General features: G+C 39.7%; 18 protein-coding genes. All 18 read right to left on the reverse strand.

The annotated features are described in order from the left end of the window. Positions 1 to 28 precede the first annotated feature (28 nt). Positions 29 to 619, reverse strand: a complete 591-nt coding sequence (locus tag ADH52_RS06155) for a hypothetical protein (protein ID WP_049510584.1) — start codon at positions 617 to 619, stop codon at positions 29 to 31. A gap of 14 nt (positions 620 to 633) precedes the next feature. Continuing rightward, positions 634 to 1,974 carry a CHAP domain-containing protein gene (locus tag ADH52_RS06160; protein ID WP_049510585.1) on the reverse strand — a complete coding sequence of 447 codons (1,341 nt, stop codon included), beginning with the start codon at positions 1,972 to 1,974 and terminating at the stop codon, positions 634 to 636. Between the two features lie 15 nt (positions 1,975 to 1,989). Next, on the reverse strand, positions 1,990 to 2,241 hold the full coding sequence (locus tag ADH52_RS06165; protein WP_001107251.1) for a hypothetical protein: 252 nt from the start codon (positions 2,239 to 2,241) through the stop codon (positions 1,990 to 1,992). Between the two features lie 19 nt (positions 2,242 to 2,260). After that, entirely contained in the window at positions 2,261 to 4,207 is a 1,947-nt protein-coding gene (locus ADH52_RS06170) for a virulence factor (protein ID WP_049510586.1), read from the reverse strand. Positions 4,208 to 4,217: 10 nt separating this feature from the next. Further along, entirely contained in the window at positions 4,218 to 4,865 is a 648-nt protein-coding gene (locus ADH52_RS06175; protein ID WP_049510587.1) for a hypothetical protein, read from the reverse strand. Continuing rightward, positions 4,865 to 5,173 (reverse strand): DUF5592 family protein, encoded by a 309-nt coding sequence (locus ADH52_RS06180; RefSeq protein ID WP_007520071.1) that lies wholly within the window; start codon positions 5,171 to 5,173, stop codon positions 4,865 to 4,867. Before ADH52_RS06180 ends, ADH52_RS06175 begins: the two co-directional genes overlap by 1 nt. Positions 5,174 to 5,320: 147 nt before the next feature. After that, entirely contained in the window at positions 5,321 to 5,602 is a 282-nt protein-coding gene (locus tag ADH52_RS06185) for a BRCT domain-containing protein (RefSeq protein WP_049510588.1), read from the reverse strand. An 8-nt stretch (positions 5,603 to 5,610) separates the two neighbouring features. Then, positions 5,611 to 7,650, reverse strand: a complete 2,040-nt coding sequence (locus tag ADH52_RS06190; protein ID WP_049510589.1) for a pLS20_p028 family conjugation system transmembrane protein — start codon at positions 7,648 to 7,650, stop codon at positions 5,611 to 5,613. A gap of 122 nt (positions 7,651 to 7,772) precedes the next feature. Beyond that, entirely contained in the window at positions 7,773 to 8,270 is a 498-nt protein-coding gene (locus tag ADH52_RS06195; protein WP_080977871.1) for a hypothetical protein, read from the reverse strand. Positions 8,271 to 8,353: 83 nt separating this feature from the next. Next, entirely contained in the window at positions 8,354 to 11,482 is a 3,129-nt protein-coding gene (locus ADH52_RS06200; protein ID WP_049510590.1) for a VirD4-like conjugal transfer protein, CD1115 family, read from the reverse strand. Between the two features lie 4 nt (positions 11,483 to 11,486). Beyond that, positions 11,487 to 11,732 (reverse strand): hypothetical protein, encoded by a 246-nt coding sequence (locus ADH52_RS06205; protein WP_000113750.1) that lies wholly within the window; start codon positions 11,730 to 11,732, stop codon positions 11,487 to 11,489. A 171-nt stretch (positions 11,733 to 11,903) separates the two neighbouring features. Then, a complete protein-coding gene (locus tag ADH52_RS06210; RefSeq protein ID WP_049510591.1) occupies positions 11,904 to 12,341 on the reverse strand; it encodes a single-stranded DNA-binding protein in 438 nt (145 codons plus the stop codon). Positions 12,342 to 12,422: 81 nt separating this feature from the next. Then, on the reverse strand, positions 12,423 to 16,124 hold the full coding sequence (locus ADH52_RS06215; protein WP_049510592.1) for an SspB-related isopeptide-forming adhesin: 3,702 nt from the start codon (positions 16,122 to 16,124) through the stop codon (positions 12,423 to 12,425). 26 nt (positions 16,125 to 16,150) lie between these two features. Further along, on the reverse strand, positions 16,151 to 16,957 hold the full coding sequence (locus ADH52_RS06220) for an LPXTG cell wall anchor domain-containing protein (protein WP_049510593.1): 807 nt from the start codon (positions 16,955 to 16,957) through the stop codon (positions 16,151 to 16,153). Between the two features lie 16 nt (positions 16,958 to 16,973). Then, positions 16,974 to 18,047, reverse strand: coding sequence for a hypothetical protein (locus ADH52_RS06225; protein WP_049510594.1), 1,074 nt, complete (start codon positions 18,045 to 18,047; stop codon positions 16,974 to 16,976). 13 nt (positions 18,048 to 18,060) lie between these two features. Beyond that, complete coding sequence (locus tag ADH52_RS06230) at positions 18,061 to 18,399, reverse strand: hypothetical protein (protein WP_049510595.1); 339 nt, start codon at positions 18,397 to 18,399, stop codon at positions 18,061 to 18,063. Positions 18,400 to 18,491: 92 nt separating this feature from the next. Further along, the gene (locus ADH52_RS06235; protein ID WP_049510596.1) at positions 18,492 to 20,342 is read right to left on the reverse strand and encodes an AAA family ATPase; all 1,851 of its coding nucleotides are present in this window, start codon (positions 20,340 to 20,342) and stop codon (positions 18,492 to 18,494) included. A 2-nt stretch (positions 20,343 to 20,344) separates the two neighbouring features. Continuing rightward, entirely contained in the window at positions 20,345 to 22,090 is a 1,746-nt protein-coding gene (locus ADH52_RS06240) for a type IA DNA topoisomerase (RefSeq protein ID WP_049510597.1), read from the reverse strand. Positions 22,091 to 22,158: the final 68 nt, after the last annotated feature.

A 22,158-nucleotide genomic window follows, 5' to 3' on the forward strand; every position in this document is an offset into this window, starting at 1 on the left:
AAAGTTATATAACTTTTTGTGCAACTTATTATCCGTATGTACCACCTATATTTCCGCCAACATAGGCTTTTAGCTGGATTTGTTGAACCGTAGTATTGAAATTTCCAACGAAATAGCTGTTCTCTTCTCCATTTTTAGTTAGAACAACTAAAAATTGAATCACGTCATCTGATTCAGTTGGCATCACTTCCAATTGTTTAGGTTGAAAATCATACTGATTCGTCAGAAGAGCCATCGCAAAGGTTTGAACCATCGCATTCTGTGTCATAGATAAATGATTCTCGATTGTTCCCTTGACATTTGGCAGAAAATTCGTCTTTTTTATATCTGCTACTGCTTCTTCAAAGGCTTTTAACACTTCTTTTTTGTCTTCTGAGCTTGCCTCTGCATAGGGGCGTTCTAGTTTTAACTTAGCTGTCCGATAATTCTTCTCGTCTGCTGTTTCCTCTCTGGAAGACGGCTCGTTTTGTGCGGTTCCTGAAGAACTCACCTGGGCAGCTTCTTCTATTTTAGTTTGTTGAGATGGTCTGAAACTCGATGCAATCCCTATTCCTGCCAAAACCAATAGAATACCTACTACAATCGATACAACCATATTCTCCTTTATCCAATCAATCATCTTATATCCTCCTTTTAATTTGAACTTAATTTAGCTTCTCTGTCATCTGGATAAGCAAAAGAGATTACCTGTTCTTGTTGTTGTGATTTAGTCCAAATACGATAATTCCATGTATATGGAGTTTTGAACTGATCCCAACCACTCAGAGGTGTATTTTGTTCTACAAATAAGATAGAGCCATTCTCGAAAACATGACATACAATTCCAGTATGACCATATCCTCCGCCTCCTACCTGTGAAGAAAAAATAGCGCCTCTTTTGGGTGTAGTCTTAACCGAATTTCCAAATATTCCAGCCCATGCCGCCGCTTGATCTTTCCCATCTCCCTGTACTGAGCCAGAATGACCCCATAAGTGATTTCCCATGCTAATTGTAAGATTCACACATTGTCCAGCATACTCGTCACTTCCAGGATTATACCATCCTGTAGACTTAGCATAATCCATGCCTAAGCTCTTAGGATCAATAATGAATGGTTTCAAGCTATCTGGTAAGTCTTCTGGTTTATACCCCCACGCAGTCGCATCTGAAGGGACAGTTCCCGTTCCATCGGTACTGCTACCTGACTCACCACATCCACTTCTTTCAGCTGAAGAAGACACCGCACTATCTGAAGAACTGACATCTTGTGTACTGGATCCTTCATAAGGTTTCTCACCATGAGCAGCAATAGCTTCCTTATCAAGCCACTGATACTTCGTACCTAGTTTTTGGTACATATCAGTTAGTTTGCTCTTATAAGTGCCATCTGTGGCCCATCCGCCATCTGCTATAGCGGATAGGCTAGCAATGCCATTTGTATTGTTTATAGCCCCTTTATAAAGTGTCTGGTGAGCCATAAACTCAGCTTTCCCTACGATCCCTGCATCGTAGCTAGAGAACCAAGTATAAGCTCCTCCTGTACCGTCTCCGACATTCGCTCCAGGCTTTGTCCCACTTAAATCAACACTATCTTCACCATACGTCGCAAGAGTAACTGGAAAATTACTTTTGCTAGAGGTTTTAACACCTCCCATATTGTGAGCTTTCCAGAAGGAGGTACCATTAGGATTCGTAAAATTGAAGCCATTCTCTATCATTGTTTGAGTGATAGAGGCTGAAGGTAGGAAACCTCCTGCCTTCCAAGACAGGATATAGGCTTCCTTATGCTTTTTTACAAAGTCATCGATGGAACCATCAGCTGAAGAAACTGTGGAGTCGCCAGTTGAAGATGTTGTTTCTACAGCACCACAATCATTTCTTCCATTATTGGTTACAGCTCCCATTATCCCAACTAACATGGTTATCCCAACATTGATAATTAATAGGAGAGCCACAAAAGGAATGAGGATCTTCAGTTTAAATATTTTTTTCATGGATACCTCACTTATCTACCACAATCCTAATATTGTTCGCAAAATTCCATAAAAAACTAAAAATACAATAAATCCTATTCCAATCTTCTTGAGACCGTTCAAAAACTCCTTATCTCGTTCTTTTTGTGCTTCCAGGCGTTTTGGATCAGATTCTCCCTCTGAAGCGAAATAATCTCTTTCTTGTTGCATGCGATATTTACGAATCAATACGTATTGATCAAATCTCTGCTTAGTCCTGGCAATCATTCCTAGTTTATTTTTGGCCATTCTGGTTTACCTTCCTTTCTTACTCAATACCGCCATAGCGCTCAACTTCAGGGGCTAACAGCTGTTGGTTAAAGACCAGATTTCCTACCCCTGCAATATTCATGAATAACTGTCCTTTCGCCAGACGAGGCAAAGTCTCTAGTTCAGACTGGTTCATTGATCCAGATAAGGCGTTAGCTAGTAGAGGAACACTGGTTTCGTCCGTCTGAGCAAAAACTCTATATTGCATCAGACCAAAAATCCTCTGGACTGCCGTTACGTACGGATCCTTATGAGTGCCAATCCCCGTCTCAAACAGAATCCCTCGCAGTGAATTAACAGACAATACAACACCAGCAAAGTTTTCGCCCATTGTATCAATCATATCAGCCAGAAGGTTGACACTACTTTCATGCTTAGGGTCAATGAGTGTCTGTGCCCCACTAATATTGACAATATAGTGCTGCATATCCATCTCCGTTAAGTCAGGACGTCTCTTCAGTAATTGCTTACAGCGTTTTCCGTTATTGACAATATCAGCTGAGACAAGTGAAAGAACAGAGAATATCTGAACATTTAACAAATGAGGGGCGTTCTTCAACCCTGAGAAGTCAAATGTTACAACTTGCTCTGAAGAAATATCTTGAAATTCGGTTGTTCCCTCGAAAATTTCTGCGTTTGTTGTCAATAGTTCGTTAAACGTATTGTAAATGCGCTTAACAGCCTTGTGTTCGGCTTTATCCGCACTAGTTTGTTCCAGTCGACGTTTGTAGGAATCAACAAACAAAATAAAATCAGACAGAATAGGATACTCCTCCTTCACAATATCCGTCGCTTTCAGTTTTTCTGGATTCAACGAAGGATTTCGAGCCCACAACTCTTCTTCAATATAGAACTCATTCAAGAGAGTTCCAAATGTGATTAAATCGTCTCCTGTCACTTCATTATTCAGGAGTTTATAGATACTCTTCAGTTTCTCGATATGAAGATTGTAAGATTTTTTCTTATCAATTTCAGTTCCTGCTTCATTGGTTACTGTTGGAAATACCTGGAAAATATTGATACGGTTAGACTCACCTGATAAATCAAGAATCAATCCATGTTGTTTTCGTGTCTGATCAAGAAACTGACCAGTAGCATCAAAATTACGAATATAGTGGCCCTTTGCATAAAGACCATCTGTATGTTTCATGAGGAAAGAACGTTGTCCCATCTTAGGATTCCCAGATAGAATCATAAAGGATCGTGTTCTTTTTTCATCACGTTCTAGGAAATTGAAATTTACTGCTCCGTTCGTTGGAGTCCATCCAAGGTAGAAGCCCTTCTCATCTTCTAGCTTCGTATGATTAAAGAAATATCCCCCAGCTATTGAGTGAGCTGGAGTTGGTATTCCTCGTCGATGATTGGGCAAATCAATCTGATATTCAGCTGGAATAAATGGGGCATGGTATTCAAAATCTAATTCTCCAGATAGAATAGTAGATTTGAATTTCGATGTTTTGTCTTTGACCTCTTCAACCTTCTTGAATAATTCTTCTTTGATTGATGCAAACACAAAGACACGAATATACATCCCGTACATAGCTATATTTTGCTTATCAATTTCACGGCTTAGTTTATTCAGATTGTCAATTTCATCTAGTTCTTTCCGATTATTGGTTAGTTTGCTATTGTTTGTAATTCGTGTTGACTTCTCTTCAATAGAGTCCTCAATCTCTTTTTGAAGCTGTCTATTATCCTCCTTGTACAGTGACAGGAAGGAACGTGTCCCAGGGATCAACAACAGTTCAGAAAGCCAAAAACGATCCATCCCTTCAGTTGGATACTCATAATAGTGTAAGACCGTATGGTACCCATCTCCACTTATCCAGGAGCGGTCATCCTTTTGAAAATCAATATTTCCTTGCGGTTGAATCTGGCTAAGAAAGGCAAGGTCATATCCTTCATTTTTTAGTTGTCTTTGTCTACGTTTTGATAAATCAGGCATGCTGTCTCTCCTACACTTTCTCGTTCATATTGTTGTATTGCTTTATGATCTGAATTTTCTTCCTGTAGCTGATATCTTGTGGAACAAAATCATTATTTCCATAGGTTTTAGCCTTCCGAACCAATTCGTCCAATTCGGTTGTTGTAGGCGCAAACAGCCACAGAATGAACTCTGTATTATAGACTTCTTGTCGGATGCTTTCTTCAACTTTGATTTGGCTTTGAAGCCAAATTTCACGATCCTTGAGTTGTAAATAACGTCTATCGTTTACTGATAACTTAGACATATCTTGTCGCACTAAATCCAAATGATGGCGCAAGTCAGAAATTTGCGTGTCTGTATTTGTTGGCAAAGTTGTCGTCTCCACTTGGATATTCGGTCCAAATCGAGTCAACCAGGTTTCAAAATTTTCAATGGTTCTCATAACTTCGTTATAAGACATCGATCCTAAATCTTTACCTGGTATCTCCATCAGCTGCAAGTAACCATACTCAACTAACTGGATATAAGCCTGGCTGTTTGGAATGATTGATTTTACATCTAACAACTCAACGCAAGAATGCAAATCAAAATATTCCTGCGTTTGTTTCTTTGTTTCTTGAATACGTCCCAGCGGACGTTTCTCATTTTTGGGGGATTGAATTTGTTTAATCGCCATTATGATTTTCTCCTTCTGATATAATTCAAGCTGATATAACGTTTTCTTCTTCGTCTGAAGAAAAGAAACATGCTGTGCCAATTCTTTTTGCCACCGTTGGCTGGCAATACAAGATATAAACTCATGACTGGTGTCAACAAAATGAATGCGAACATCTGTATCCACTGGCTTTTAGGAAAGATCTTTAGGCCAACGCTCAAAGCGATTACGCCAGTAATTCCTACAAAAGCAATATCTAGGATAAGAAGGCCTATAATCTTGACTTTGGCATAGATATCTCTAGGTACACCATATTTTTCACTGTACATTGATTTCTCCTTTACATTTGTTTTGACACTCACATTATAATGAATAATCGAAAATATCTTTTAAAGGGACAATAGCATTTTTGCCATTGTCTTTCAGGAAAGAATTGTACAAAAAGTTATATACTTTTTTGAACAATAAAAGAAGCCTCAATCTTGAGACTTCTTAACTAAATCAAAGAATGATTCTTCAGAAAGGAAAGTGATGGATTGACCTTCTGATATTCTTCTAAGCGCTGCATCATGCTTTTTAGACCGTTTATCTGGATCAAAAAGATCCAACTGCTTGTGTCCTAAAACCAATATATCTGTTTTATTAGATACATAGCTTTGCACGACAGCTCCTTTACTTTCTAAAAATCGTATGGCTTCTTCTCGAGTTAGAGGACGTAGGCTTCCTGTGATAACAATGTTCTTTTCTGTTAAATCCATAGTTCAGCCTATTCTTCTTCATCGTCACTCTCAGCACCTGTTATATGACGTCCCCCCTGCATACGCTGTCCTGCTTGTTGCATTTGTTGGTTCATGTAATTCATTTGATTCATGCTCTGTTGAAATTTTTGTTGAGAAGAATCAGGCTGTGCTGGTGGTTGTGATTCTGAAACTGGTGCATCTGCAGGTGGATTTGGATCTTGAATTGGGGACTCCATTTCTTCAGCTGAAGGAGTTGGATCGACAATAGGTGCATCTGTTGTTCCTGGATCAATTGGAGGCTCAGGAATATCAATTGGTCCAGGCTGCTGATCAATTCCAGGAACAGCATCATTTTTCAGAGCGTTATAGGTCGCATTTTGAGCAGAGGCAGCTTTATCATCCAGCTTATCTAAAGCGCTACCAACTGCCCCTTTCGTATTTTGCATGGCTTCAAAAGCTTTCCATTCTGCCAAATCAACCATATTACTTACACCACCTTTGGCCGCATTCATCAAGCCCTGGTCTTTTACAGAGTTCAAAGCACCTTGAATACCACCTCCAGTTTTGGCAAGGCTATTTCCTAGGATCTGGCTTCCTTTAGATAAGGCATCTGGAGCTTTTTTAGCCATATCCATACCAAATTGACCAAGTGCCATACTGCCATTAAAGAGACCGCCTGCTCCAGCCGCAAAGGCATTCCCCATCATCATAGCACCCAGCAGTTGTTGAGCTGTTTCACTATGACCTGTTGAAACTCCAAGCCAGCGCTCGATCATGGCTACTCCTTGCATTGCTGCAAAGAATACTCCAACATAGACAAAGGCAGCTGCGAGACACTGTTCCCACATATTGAGTCCATCAAAGAATCCGCCAGAAAGCTTAGATACAGCTGAAACAGAAAGGATTGGTAAATCTCTGAAAATCTCAAGCGTTACACGCATAATGATAACTTCAAAGAAGATTCCTGCTAAAGCACCGCCAATCGTTCTTAGCAGCTCCTTATATTTCTTTGAGTTTGATAGAGAACTATATCCAAGAATTGGAGAAATCATTGCTTCAATCAGAATATCAAAAACGGATTTGACGAGCTTAATGATCATGCTGACCAAAAGAACAACAAGGATAATATACTGGAGGAACATCCCTATCCAATTGACTTTATAGCGCATATAAACTGATTCAAAAGCGCTCAATTGATTAATGAGGCGGTGTTCTGTAATGCTTTCAACTCCAGTATTATTGGAATTCAACTTATGGAGGAACAAGCCCTTAATCCCTGCTATTTTATCGTCTGCCTGTATCTCCTCTAACATTTTTGGATTCGTTGTACCATAGTTTGCCCCAAAATCGATCTTGGTCGCAAAATCAGTCGTATCCCGCTGTGCAGGGTCATCCGTGATATTATTGACAGGAGTAGAGCCCTCCTGAACAGGCTTGATGAAGCCATAATCATCCATTGGAAACAACTCCGTAGAAAAATCTTTGTAGATCAAGACTTTTAAGTCTACTACATTATTTTTCATGGGTTGCAGAGCCAAGGAGGAAGTTGGCTGACTACCAGATGGCGCTTCACTGGAGACCGTCTGGATAGACATAGCATCCTGCGCCACTGCTGTTGAGATGGTGGTCAAAGCTAGTGGCAATACGGAAGTTACAGCCGTTACCAAAAGGAAATTCGTAATGACCCCCTTATACTTTACTGGCTTAGTAAAGACTCCTGTCACAGCCGACACAACCAAAATCAGGGTGAACAAGGACGTTCCTAATAGCTGAAACCAGTAAAAGAACTGGCCTATAATCGTCTTCTGGTCTCCCAGATAACCGAAGAGACCAAAGAGCTTGAACATATTATTAAAAACATGTTCTAGGCTGGAAGTGATTTGATAAAGAGCCTTGACAATCCCTCCTGGTAAATAAGTGAGAAATGCCATAAATGCAGGAGTCGGTTCTAAATAGTTGCCCCAGTAGGAATAAAATTCCGCCAGCTTTTTTGCATTCTCGCCTGTGATTTCACCATTGAGATCCTTGACCTCATTCATCAAATCTGAAAAGGTTTGATAGTGCACTAAAGGTACCTTCTTTCTTTCTAAGATACCCCTATCATATTCGATAATGGCAAAATCGTTTTTAAAGGGACAATGAAATTCTGACAACAAAAAAAGCCTCAAGTAATTGAGACTTTTGTAAATTAATCTGCGGTTCCGTTGAAATCATAGAAAGCATTGTCTTCTTTATAGCCACGACGGAGCTCAATGATTCGGATTTTTTTACCACCCTCGGTCAAGACGACTTGATAATAAGCCTCTGCTTCCTCAGGCTTATCTGCATTATCTCCAACAGCTATAGTAAAATTATCCTTTCCTTTCAGTTGACTTTCTAAACTAACAATCGTTCCTCTGAAAGAGGCTGGAATTGCCTTTACTTGTTCATCTGATAGAACACTATACTTAACACTTCTACCGTCGTTATTCGAGATAGTTCGTTCTGCTTTATCAAACTTTAAAGTAGTTCCTACTCCACCCTTAAAATAAATACTCTCATAACTATGTTCTGGTGAGAAGCCTGTATAGCTATCTTTTAGCACATTTTTAGCAATAGAATCAGGTGATTTTTGACCACATGCTCCTAGTAAAATCAAGGCTAACCCTACTAAAACAATTCTTAAAAAGTGCTTTGCTTTCATCATTTTTTCTCCTGATCATTATTTACTTCATTATAACAAACATCATTTTTTCTTGCAAGTGTTTATATAACTTATTGTACATCTTTTTAGATAACTTCATCCGCAAAGAAGTCATCTTCATCATCATAATAATCATAGTCACCTTGAATGACACTAGCTACAGTTGCCTGAAATAGCTCATCTGTGGAAGTAAATGATTGGGATTGTACCTTTTGCCCTTTACTGTGACGGCCTGATAGTTTAGGAGTTTCGCCATTGTTGCTGAGGAGAGGCATGGTCAAACGTTGCCTCCAGTCTATGATGTTGTTGAAGGCTGTACCAGCATCAACTGCGATCTCCTGAAGCTCTAGCTCACGGTGGGCACTTTCGACTGGAATATCCGCAAGAGTCATCGATGTATCAAACTCCTCTTGTAAGAACATGTACTTGTAAGGGAAGCTGTTCTTATCGTGTGCGAAGATTGGATCCGTTGTGACCTTACGTCCAACATTATCCCGTCCTTTAACCCCACGTAAGATAACCGCTTCTCCCTCCTGAAGCTTGGCCAATTGCGTTGGTGTCAACAATTCTTGTTTTGGATTCTCGACAGCTACATTTGGATTGGCTTCGTCCAGGATATTGCTGGAGCGCCGTCTTCTGGTGATGGTACGTGTACCCAGCTCTCCACTAAATCTCTTATTGGTATCTGGAGACGTCGTTTTGACGTAAACTTTCAATGAACAGTTATCCAGAATCGTTTGCGCAACATTTTCACCATAGACATTAACCAATTGTTCCAAGTTTTGAACCCAAAGATAATAGAGAATATTTTGCCCCAATCCGATAGAAATTTTCGTATCCATGTGAGGAATAGCTGGAATATTTGTAAACTCATCCAAGATATGGAGAATGCGATTGATACATTTCCGCCCATTTGATAGGGCAAGATCATAGTTGGCATTGTACAACTGATCCAAGAACAAAGAAACAATCCCATTATACTCTGTTCGGTTTGGCGGTGTTACCAGGTAGATGACCTTGGGTTTATCTGAATAAATCAGTTCAATATCCGACTCCTGAAGAAGATTTTGGGTATCTTCTTTATTCTTTAAGACGGTGATATCGATATGATCTAAAATCGGTTTCTTGGTATACTCATCGAGTTCTAGATTATCTCCATCTTTTCGATAGACTTTCTCAGCTGAGAATTGGAAGACCCGATCCCGAACTGGAGACTTACCATTTTTCTTATGATTAAAATCAATCGTAACCGTAAACTGATCTGGAAGTTTAGGTTCGATGGCATAAGTCAGATAGCCTTCTCCATCAATAAGAGCTGTCGCTTGCTTCACATAGTCGACTTGCTTTTCAACTTTGCCCCATTTCTTCAAGCCTGTAATCGTTACCTTAGCAGTCTTATGCTTGAACTCATTTTTTAATTGACTGTTGGTGCTTGATCTAAACTTAACAGACAATCGACGTGGGAAGGCAAAAGACTCTAAATCAATCGAGTTTTTGGAAGTGAGCTTCGCCACGTTGTCTTGCAAGAACAGGTTGATTCCTGTCATCATGCTAGAGTAGACATTCCCTTTAGTCTCATCACCACCAAAGTCTGAAGCACGAAATTCGATATCCGCCATTTGTCTAAATTTTGAGAATTGTTTTTGATTGACCTGTCTCAAATTATCAAAATAGACTGTAATTTTTGACTTCTTCGACACTTGTTGTTCTCTGCTTGGATTTTCGACGATTTCTCCAGCACCATCCACAAAGACTTCTTCTGATCCCATTGTCGCCAAGAATTTCGCAACGTTTGGGATGGTAATGGTGTCCCAGGCATCCTCTTCACCATTTTGAACGGTTTCATTAGCCCGATCCATCAAAGCCATTGTAAGGGCGTTAAACAAGGATATAGAAGACTTACGAAAATATTCCGCATTCCCCTTCTCACCACCTTTTTGTTTGGGAAAAATGGATTCTGCGACTGCGTTAACATAGGTTTGCGTTTTCTCATAGTAACCTTTCTTGGCGGCTGCAATAGCTAGAGCCAAAGGATTGTAGGACATAGACCAATCCATATTTTGGAAAGAAAGCACATCAACTTCATAGCCACGTTGCCTCATCATTTTGTAAGAGGCTTGGTAGTGTTCTCCTTTCGGGTCTGCCAGAACCAGCGATGGCTGCAACTCCGCACGACTGTTGATATCAATCGTTGTCGTGATCTGACCTTCCCCCTTACCTGAACGAGTCATCCCAATCCCTAACAAATTCGTCGGCTTATCTTCAATGTAATAATATCCCGAAGGAAAAGATTGCATGCCCAAAATGCGCTCCGCATTGGTCACGTATCGACTGATTGTCTTATTTTGCCATAACATTTGCGTTCGGAGTGTTTGCCCTGCCAAATCATGAGTCAGTTCATGAAATACTGGAGCCCCACCTTCACCTGGATAAGTTAAAGCTTTATTAGGAATCTTTTTGTATTGACGACGAATTTCATCAACTGTCACAAAACGGTCATCCCCCTCCTCATTATGGTTGTAGTCACGAAACTGCTCAAAGTTGATCCAAGCAGATTTCCAAGCAAGGACTAGACCCATCAGAAAGAGAGGAAAAGCTAAAATCGGGGCAATCCAAAAGACTTTTACATTCAATAAACTTTGAAACAAGAGGCTGTTTAAGTCAAAGTTTACGGCCTTACTAGCATCTTTGAATGACCAAGCGCTAAAATAGAGAAAGCGGATTGTAGCCCTTAAAACAGTAACCAGGTAATTGGTCAAGATAAAAGCAATAAAGCTAAAACCTAACCCCATATAAACGAAACTGCGGTAACTTTTAAAATAAAGAATGGGTTTCATTTCTTTATCAAAACGTTTCCGTTCTCGTTTAACAAAAGGGAGGGTATAGAATATCCTGAAGAAAACATTCCAAAGAATGAGAGAGACAAGCGCAAAGATTTTAGGTAAGAATGACTTCATTCCATTGAGCAGCCCTCTGACTGATTTGAACCATACTTGTTTCCAATCAATTCCTTTACGATTTTTCCAACCTCTTTTTATTGCTTGCCTTAGACTACTCTTTCCTGCTAATAACCTTTGATAGCTTCTTAAAAAATACGGCTGGAAGAGTTTGAATAGGTAATAACCTGCTACCCCTAGAAAAAGGAAGGTATTGAGCCAACTGGCTCGAATCAGTTGGATAAGGGTATAAAATACTACTTCAAATAACTCAAACAAACGACTACCCCCTTACACCTTCCAAGAACCATTCCATTTTTCGAGTATAGAAGCTCGAAAAGAGAAATATGTGAAACTGTAGCCTTGGAGAGGCTTTCTCATAACGGTTAAAGTAATTTTCTAACCATTTCTCCCCATCCAACTGAAGAACATTCAATCGACTAGATCGACTTTGTTCTAAGTAATTGGTCACCTGAAGAGATTCTGCAATCAATTCATCAGACAGATAATTGTATTTTTGTCTTGCCATTGTTGCACTCCTTTCTTATTATTTCTTAATTCCTCTCTATTCTAAGGGATAATATCAAATTCTTCGTTAAAGGGACAAAAGATATTGTTATATCATAAGTTATATAACTTTTTGTATAATAAATGAGCGACAAAAAAAGCACACAAGTGTTCTTGTATGCTTTCAATCCCTTTAGAATGGGGAATCCGCATCCATTGGTTCAGGATAAGGTGTAGGAATAGAACTTGGTATCGGCTGAGAAAAGCCCTGTTGTTCCTGCTTACGTCGGTTAGATGCTTCCCTATTTTCAAGAAAAGAGATTCCTCCTTGTTGATTTGGGGAAATAAACTGATACGTCCGACGCTGACCTTGTTCATCATCATAAGGCCGTTGGATAATTTCTCCTTTTAAGAGGATTGGAGAGCCTTTAGATAGGCTCTGAGCCATCAATTCCGCTTGTTTCCCATAAACTTGTACATGGAAGAAACTAGGGATTGGTTTATTTGTATCATCAGTCATACTCGAATCACAAACAAACTCAAATTTGAAACTGGCATGACCATTTTTAGTTTGACCTACTGCATCACTTGGGATGAATGCAACACGTCCAGAAGCGATAAATACTTGCATTTTTTCTCCTTTCAATAAAGACCACAAGAGAGTTATACCCCAGCTTGTGGTCATCAGTTTTATTTAATTAAGACCTAATTGTCAGTCCTTCTTACGTTTCAAACCAGTTAAACCAAGAATACCTGACACAATCCCAATCAATGGAAGCATGCTTGCTGCTGTTCCAGTGTTTGGAAGTGATGGCTGCGGTTGTGGCTTGTGTGGTTCTTTAGGCTCTGGTTTTGGAGGTTCTGGCGTTGTGGTTGTCACTTTCGCCGTCATCTCCTGTAAATTGACTGTATTGATAAAGGTATTTTCAACCTTCCCAGCTGCGATGCGTTCGACTTCTAGATAGAAGTCTGCATCGAACGTGCCTTTTACACCTAATGAGTTTAAGAAGTCCTGGTTAATAACATACGACCATTTGCCTTCCTTTTCGTTCCATTTAACGGTCACAATTTTCTTAAGGAAGTTAGGATCCGTATCTTGGTTCACTTCAAACAAGAAGGCATAAGTTGTACCTTTAGCGAGATGATCACCAGCTTTGACTACTTTACCATCCTTCAGGATGACATCATAAGGCAAGGTAAGATCTTTCTCAGCTGTGTACTCTGTCCCCTTGAAAATCCCTGACCACTTACCTGTGAATCGATCATGAACCACATCCAACTGGTCACTACCATCATATTGGAAGAGGCTATCATGTTTGGTTGGAACGGTTACACCGTCAAGTAGATAGCGGATGTATTGGCCAATCTGCACTTCTTGGCCGTCTAGGATTTTCTTATTATCCTTTTGATCCAGGGCATGTTTCTCTGGCTTCACATCGGGAACCGAGACAGTGACAAGGTTTGATTGATAGCTATTGCCAAAGTCGATTTGCTTAAAGCTATTCTCAACTTTCTCCCCTGCTTTAACCAGGAGTTTAGCTGGGAGATCAACAGTAACATTCTTATTTGGTTTCACGTAGTTTTGATAGAAACTCTTGGAATCTTTTGCTACCCAGAGATAGAACTCACCTCTAGGATTCAAGTTCAATTCCTTTAGAATCTTATTGATAGCATCTGTACGTCCTTTGTCTGAAAGCACATGATGCATCTCAAAGAGTTTTTTGACATCTTGTCCTGCAGCAGTCATCTTGATCTTGCTGTGGTCAACTGTGAAGGCTTTGTCTTGAACATCATCCAGGATAGCAAACTTCTTGCCAAGTGCTTGCGCTGAAGCAATGGTTTTAGCGTAAGGGCTGTAATCTGTCATCAATCGGAAAGTCACGTTGCGATCAAAAGTCGTCGCACCATTGATATCCTTACCAGAACGGTCCAAAACAGCTTTAACTGGTTTTGGAGCTGGTGGTGTGTAGTTTGTGACTGGATTAGAGTAAACCTCGTAGTTATTCACTAACACTTTATAAGTGTTATCATAGAAGCCCTTGTCATAGATAGGCTTCCAGGTAATCACTGGAGCTTCTAAGCGTTTCCCTTCGTAGGTTGCAGTAAAGGTATAAGTGTTCTTTCCTGCATCGTAAGCAACGCCCCATCCTGCTTTCTCTGCAGCTGCCTTTGTAACAGCTACATCAGGAACTGCTCCAGCTTCGAGTGGATCAATGATGGTAATCTTGTCCCCTTTTTTAAGGTTCGCATAGATATTTTCATGGGTCAATGTATAGGTCTGAGTAGCGTTTTTAGCTACTGCTTGGCCATTTGTGTTGGTCTTATCTGTATCTGCTACAGATTTGCTGACAACTGGCTTATACTGCAATTTATAGCCGTGATAGCTTGCAGATAATTTCTGATTTTTAGTTTCAGAAAGGGTTTTAAGCGCCAAAGTTGGTTTGGCTGGATTTTTCGCTTTAACCAATTCAGCTGATACAGGTTCAGTCTGAACTGGCTTCACAGTTGTTTTTGTGATAGTTGCAGTAGCTGGAACTTCAACAACTGGTGCTACAACCTTTGTATTCAAAGCAAACCAGTAAGTTTGCCCATTTGACTCTGCTGGCCCGTCCCATTGGATAAATTCGGTTGTGAAGGCTGTCCCTTCCTTGAAAACACCAAGTGCGGCCCCCTTGTATTGGTAAGGTGAGTCAGATGTATCCCAAAGATGACCTACCTCTTCCTCACGATTATAGTCTTCTGCATAAACATATCCATAATCCTTGTTTTGAGTAACAGTTGAGCCATTGATTTCAACATGGCTACCATTGATAGCTTTTGCACCTTCCCATCCAATAGGGTTGTGGTTTAGAGATGAATAGGTTAAGGCTGCAGGTGTCTTTTCAGAAGCCTTGAAAGCTACTTCTTGGCCGTCCTCATTGTAGTAGTAGGTATCTGTAACCAGGAAGTTCATGTAGTCCGCAGCTCCACCTGTTCCATCGTTTCGAGCTACTACAAAGCCCTCAGTCGGATCATTTAAGACATAGACATCATTTAGGCCAGTTTTACCTTGGTTTACAATTTGAAATTTTCGATGGATACGAGAAATATTGTGTTGTTTCCCATCCTCGGTTGTGACTGTTAAGCCGTTTAACCCAGTATAATCAATTTCTGTTGTCCAACCATTGCCCACATCTTTGTATTTCAAGACTTTGGTTGAGTCTAGAACGCGAGAGTACCCAGATCTGCCACTTGATGAGGCGATATAATCCGTAGTCAGTTCTTCTGCTCCTGAAGCTGTAGACTTCACAGTTGCTTCAGGATTAGCTGTTGCAAGACTTAGAGCCTGTAAGACAACCTCTTTTGTGAACCCTTCCGTACTTGTTTTAGATTGAAGTTCATTGTATTTCTTCTGCCATTCAGCCTGGGTCTGCTTAGCTTTATCAAAGGCCGTTTGGTTTTGTTTGGCAATTTTGTTGGCTTCATCTACTGAAGAAACTTCCTGTGTTTTAGAGGTTAAAAGTACACCAGAATTTTTCAAATCTGCTGACTTACGATCAGCATCTTGATTGACTTGATCACTAGCATTCTTCTTCTCTGTGTAGGCAGCCATCAGGGCTTTGTTAAGCTCCACTTTGCCTTTTGCAGTCGCAATAGCCTGGCCATTTTGTTTCTTCAATGCTTCTACTTCTGCGACTGAAGAGACTGTACGTGTAACGACTTTAACGTCAACCTTTTCTTTCTTCAACTGTTCAGATGCGCTTTCTACCGCTTTGTTTAGAGCAGTAGCTTGTTCAACAGTAGCATCATACTTAGATTTTTCACCCAGGTATTCTGTTACCGCTTGTTGGTTATCTGACAAAACCTGTTTAGCTGTTTGAGTAGCTTTCTTGTTTTTGTCTGCTGTCCCATCTGTGGCAGTCGAACTGTCATTGGTCACTGTGACAGTTGTTGCCCCTTCATGCTTGGCTTTTTCAGTAGCTACAAATTGATTGTTAGCGTGAATAGCTTCCTGAGCCCCCTTGAAGGCTTCATTGTTTTGAACTTGTTTTGTAGTTGTAGCTTCAAGTTCCTGAACTTGTTTATCCTGATCTTGTTTAATCTCAGACTTAGATTGTTCAAGTTTTGGAGCAGTGGTATCCGTTCCCTTATCAACTGACTGAGTCTCAGAAACATTTACCCCTGCTGCTTTTGCTTTTTCAGCAGCCTTTGCGACTGCTCCATTATCAATCGCTACAGACTGGCTTCCTGTTGCTTTACCAGCTTGTGTAGCATACATGTTATTGTCGTTTTTGCTTTCAGGCTGTACTGCTTCATCCGCAAATGCTGAACCTGCAGAGAAGGATACAAAACCTGCGATTGCAATAGCTGACGCTAAACCTTTAGCCCATTTTTTCTTACGGAAATATCCGTGTCCTTTTGTTTTTTCTGTCATTTAATTGTTTCCCTTTCCATTTCACCTTAAAACATTTTCTTCTTGTAGACGTAGCTGACTGCTGTCAACAACATGGCTCCAATAGCACCCAGAATACTTTCTGCAGTCCCAGTGTTTGGAAGTGTTTTGAGTTTGCCTTCTGAATCAGTAACAGAGATAGTCTTATCTTCGTTAACTGTTCCACCAACTTCTTCTGGAGCCACTACAGAACCATCTGAAAGGACTACGTTTCCGTTTTGGGTGCTAACAATAGACGCACCTGTATTTGTTTCAACGGGCTCTTTAGTTACATCATGGACAACCTGTCCAGTTGATGTAGATGTTGTCCCAATTTGTGACTTTCCTTGCTGATTTGCTTGATCAGTAGTTTTTGGCTGTTCATCTGGAACACCATCTAAACTACCTGCGTTATCCTTATCTTGCGCCTTATCTGAAGGCGCTGGTTTATCAGCTGGCACTCCGTCAAGACTTCCTGCGTTGTCTTTGTCTTGTGGTTTATCTGATGGTGTTGGAACACCATCGAGGCTACCTGCATTATCCTTGTCTTGCGCCTTATCTGAAGGTGCTGGTTTATCAGCTGGCACTCCGTCAAGGCTTCCTGCGTTATCCTTGTCTGAAGGAACTGTCGGATCAACTGGAGTAACTGAAGGCTCTGTTGACTGATTTGCTGGAGCCTCTGTTTCTGTTGAAGCGCTTGGTGCTGTCGGCGTAACTACTTCTGTTGTTGGAGCAGAAGAATCAATTGGTGCAAGTTCATCAGCTGATACAAATCCAGCTTGTGCTAATGCGAGTGTTGATAGTGCGAGTGTAGTTAATACTTGTTTCTTGTTCATTGTGATTTTTCCTTTTCTAATTTTTAAGATAATTTGATTCTTTTGGTTCTGTTTCTACAACAAATCCATATTTTGAAGAATCAGAAGTTTTTACATCAAAAGTTAATCTAACGCTAGATGATTTATCCCCTCTTTTGACAGACAGGATATAGGAAACCGTATATCTTTGAGTTTCTGAATCATAATTCAATTTCTCTAAAATAACGGACTGTAAAATACCTTCTTTTGGTTTGGTAAATTTTGCATCACCTTCAGAAAGAAAATCTACTAGGTTTTCTTTTTTGCCCGAGTAATAAGAAGGTAAGAAATAACGGCTAAAGACATCAACTTCATTTTTCGTTGAAATGATAAGTTGAGTATTTTTTTGTTCCTGATATAAGAAATTTACTTTTTCGGACTGACTTGATAGTTGAGCGAAAGCAAAAAATACGCAAACGATATTTATCACTGACAGCACTCCCAAAACACCTAAAAATAGATAAATTTTCTTCAGAGAAACTGACTGCTTTTGAGCCATAGGAGGGGCAACAGTTGTTTGACCTCCTGCTTTTAGATCATGTGATGGACGACTTGGCTGTGAAAGAACCGCCAGCTCACCTTCAGCTGGGAAAAGAGGAAGAGAAGAATCGGACAATCCCATACTTTGTTTATATACAGGATAAATCTGGTTCTCAAAATACTCCCTTTTTTCTTGATAGCTGTAATTCTCAAATTCAGAGCGAGTAAGTATCGCTTGAATGAGGGGAAGCAGGAGATTTTCATAGTCTTCAGTAATCAGAAATGGACTAGCGTAAACCTCTCCTTCTGTTACCACGTTTTTCCCTTCCAGATGGGCGATTGCCACTTTTTTCAGCTGAAACTGACCATACATCTGTTTCAACTCTCTAAATAACAACTCGGCCTGTTGAAATGTTAGGTAGGGTAAACTTTTTGAAATCGGCTGAGAAAAATCAGAAAGATGATCCAATCCCTCAATGATATCAAGTAATTCACTATCATCTTCTGGACCTCTTCCATCTTCCCAGGAGATTTCTAAAAATAGATCATCTGTAATCGTACAGCAACCTTTATTAAAGAGTGAAAAAGCCATAAATCACCACCCCTTAACTTTTCACGAAATCAAAAATCCATTCAATAATACTTGGTCCCGCTGAAACACCAATAATTGCAATTGCAATAGACACCCAATTTTTTTTCATTGAAGCTTTTAACTCCCGTCCACCAAACGCATAAATGAGCGAAGTGACAACGGCAGCTAGACCAAATAGCGCAACACTGACTAGCTGAACTTTTGTAATTCCTTGTCTTGCCAAGTTATCCGACTTAGCAAATGGATCGTCCGCATAGACTGTAGATCCTGTTAGGAATAGGGAAAGGCTCAATAAAAACATCTGTGATTTTGTTTTTATTTGCTGAAGTTGTCTTGTCAAATAGTTTTTCATAGAAATCCTCCTTTGTTTTTTTGACAACGTTAGTATAATAGATAATTGAAAAAAATTTTTTAAAGGGACAATCATTTTTTTTAAGGTGAATTTTAAGAAAATAATGCTTCACCAAATGACCTATTTTCAGTTTCGACGTCGAACAATATTTCTCTTTTATCTTCACGGTGATGCTCATCTGGCGCATCACCCTCTACCCAAAGATGAAAATGATACTCTTGGTTGTGATCGGATAAGTTCAGAAACTCTTTAGAAATTAAAGGAAGCACCTTATGCTTAATCACTCTTTCCAGTGGCCGTGCGCCATCCTTTATATTTGTTCCTACATCCAATAAATAAGTAACCAAACTTTCTTCATAAGAGAGAGTCAACTTTTGATTTTTCATTCTTTCTTCGATTTCTGATAGTTGTTTGACAATAATTTTCTTATTCACTTTCTCGTCTAACATGTTGAAAATTAATTTATATTCAATTCGATTGAGAAATTCTGGTCGGAATTTAGTTTCTAACTCCAACGTCATGCTCTTTTCAAACTGACCTTTATCCCTATCTGTTAGTTTTTTAAAATTCCCTTTCAATTCATACTGCTTAACAATTTTTTCAGCACCAATATTCGTAGTAATAATAATGATTGTATTCTTAAAGCTCACTTGCCTTCCAGTCGAATCAGTCAAGCGCCCTGCATCAAGCACTTGCAAAAATAAATCTACAACTTCTGAATGTGCTTTCTCCACCTCATCTATCAGAATAACGCTATATGGTTTTTGTTTAACCTTCTCAGTCAATTGTCCTTTCGTTCTAGTTTGACGATCGCCAATCAGCTTTGTTATATCTCCCTTTTGTTTATACTCAGACATATCAAAGCGAATGATTGCTTCTTCATCATCAAACATTCCCTCTGCTAATGCCAAGGCAAGCTCTGTTTTTCCAACGCCAGAAGTTCCTAGAAACATAAAGGAGGATAGGGGCTTTCTTTGATCCTGTAAACCAGCTTGTGCAACAGTTATAGCATCCACAACAGCCTCTACAGCCTCATCTTGGCCTTTCACACGTCGTGACAGCTTTTCTTTTAAACCATCTAATCTTTCCTTGTCACCTTTCAAAATCGTCGTAACAGGAATACCTGTTTTATTTTTCAGCACCTCTGCAATTTCTTGCTTCCCGACATGAACCAATCCATTTGTAGAACAAATAGTCGCTGCTTCATCTATCAGGTCAAAGGCTTTATCAGGTAAAAATTGATCAGGTATGTAGCGGACAGATAGCAGTACAGCTTGTTTTACAGCATCCGAACTAATAGAAACCTGGTGAAAGTTTTCGTAAATAGTTTTAGCTTGTTCAAGAATTTCAATCGCTTGAGGAGTTGTTGGTTCAGGAACCATAATCGGTTGCATCCTTCGCTCCAGCGCTCGGTCCATTTCGATATATTCATGAAATTCATCTAAAGTAGTTGCGCCAATCAATTGAATCTCACCACGTGACAAAACTGGCTTAATAATATTTCCAGCATCCAGAGCACCTTTATCTGAACCTCCAGCTCCAACAATCGTATGAATTTCATCAATAAAGAGAAGGTTTTCTCCTTTGGTTTCTACCATCTCCTCAATAATTTTTTTAAACTTAACAATAAATCCTCCATCTTCATCTGACATTAAACTAGATAATTCCAGAGAACGTACGGTCAAGTTTTTTAATTTTGGAGATACCTGGCTTCGTAAAATGGCTAAAGCAAATCCTTCAACAATAGCTGTTTTACCAACCCCAGCTTCTCCTACCAAAATTGGATTGTTCTTGGTTCTCCTGAGAAGAGAGGTTTGAACAGCTTCTACTTCTTTAACACGTCCGTACACCTGATAATCTTCTGCTTTTTTGGAAACTTTTTCCGTCAGATTATCTGTATAACGATCTAAATAGGGTGTTTTTTTCTTTTCTTCAGTAGTCACACTTAATCACCTCTTTCTTTTACTTCCTTGATTTGAAGAGTGAGCTTGTCTTTTATTGCATCCACAAATTCTCGTGGATTGATTGTCCCTTCTCCTATTTGAGATAGGAACATTTCCCAGCCTCCTGTTGTCTCTGGGTTGGAGAATTCGTTGTCATAGAGATAATTGATCAGTAGATAGGCCTTGTTGGTAGGAGTTAGTTGGCCTGTTTTTTTATCTTTGACAACATAGCCCTTGCTCTGAATTTTTTTAATGATTTCTCCTCTAGTGGCCTGTGTTCCCAAGCCATATTTAGGAAATATTTGGCCAATCAATTGGCTCTCAGTTAATCGTTTAGGTGGTTTTGTTTCACCCCCTACAATCTGAACCTGCGTATCAATTTCATCTCCCACTTGATAATCAGGAACTTCAACAGGACCTCGTACCTTTCGTGAACTCCATTCAGCCCATCCTAATTTATGAAGCGTTCTACCCTTTGTTTTAAAAACAAGACCATTATTTTCTACTTCAATAGTTTTGGTTGAATAATAACAATCATCCGCAAACATCAAGATTGCCTGCTTCACAACTGCTTCATAAATCAGTCGTTGATCAGTTTTTAAATTTGAAAGGTTTGGAATTCTTTCAGTCGGAATTAAGGCTGAGTGGCTCGTACCAGATACTTTTTCATCATTGACATAATCTTCCCTAGGCTCCAAAAACGCTGGCTGAAAATGACAATTAATAGCCTTTTGATAGGCAGATAGATTTTCTTTTAAATCGTCAAATTCAAAACGACTGATATATTTTGAGGTCGGTCGTGGATAGGAGAGAAAACCTTCCAAATATAGTCCCTCAACAATACTCTCTGTTTTGCTTGAGTCAAATTTCCAGGCACTTGCCGCGAAACTTTGTAATTCTGACAAGGTAAATAGCTGTGGAGCGGATTTCTGATGTTCTTCTGCCTCAACTGAAGAAACAACAGAGGTGGTTGATAACCCCCTTGAAGAAGCTAAAATGGCCTCACTATCCTTAGATTTATTTTTTGTGGTGAAGAATACCCCATTTTTCTTATCCTCCAGCTGAAGTTTCCAATATTTTTCTGGAGTAAAGTTACGAATCGCTAAATCATTTTCACAAACTAGTCTAATTGCAGGTGTCTGAACTCGGCCAACTGATAAATGACTTCCCTTTGTTCGGGGTAGCTGTCCTTTTGCTTGAAGATCAATCGTTGCAAGAGGTGATAAATTCATGCCTACCAACCAATCACTTTGTGCACGTGCTTCAGCTTCCAAATAGTAATTATAGGTCTCTGAAGGTTCCTTCAATTCCTGAAAAGCTTTTTGAAGAGCTTTCTTGGTCAAGGAGCTTGCCCAAATCCGTTTCCAGATTTTCTCCTTGCCTCCTGGTATGTGCGATAAAATAGAGTATGCAATCCGCTCTCCTTCTCTATCAGCATCCGTCCCAATAATCACTTGATCCGCTACTACCACTTCATCATAAATTCTCTTAAATTTTTCTCTTGAATTCTTATCCTCTTTGAGATGTTGCTTAAATGAAACATTTATAATAGGTAATTTATCAAGTGACCAGTTGTCTGGTTCACTGTATTCAAATAGGTGCCCTTCAGCAGCCACCACATGCACTTCAGCTGGAAAATAGAGTGATTGCCTGATAACATAGACACCTTTCTTTTTACTAAATTGTCCCAAAGCTGTAGCGTAAGCTTCTGCCTGTTTCTCTTTTTCAGCCAGAATAACTATAACCATATCATTCTCCTTCTACTTCATTTTCTGTTATTGTAAGCTATAATTAAAAAATATTTTGTAAAGGGACA

It is taken from the genome of Streptococcus pseudopneumoniae (genome assembly GCF_001072665.1).
GTDB lineage: Bacteria > Bacillota > Bacilli > Lactobacillales > Streptococcaceae > Streptococcus > Streptococcus pseudopneumoniae_S.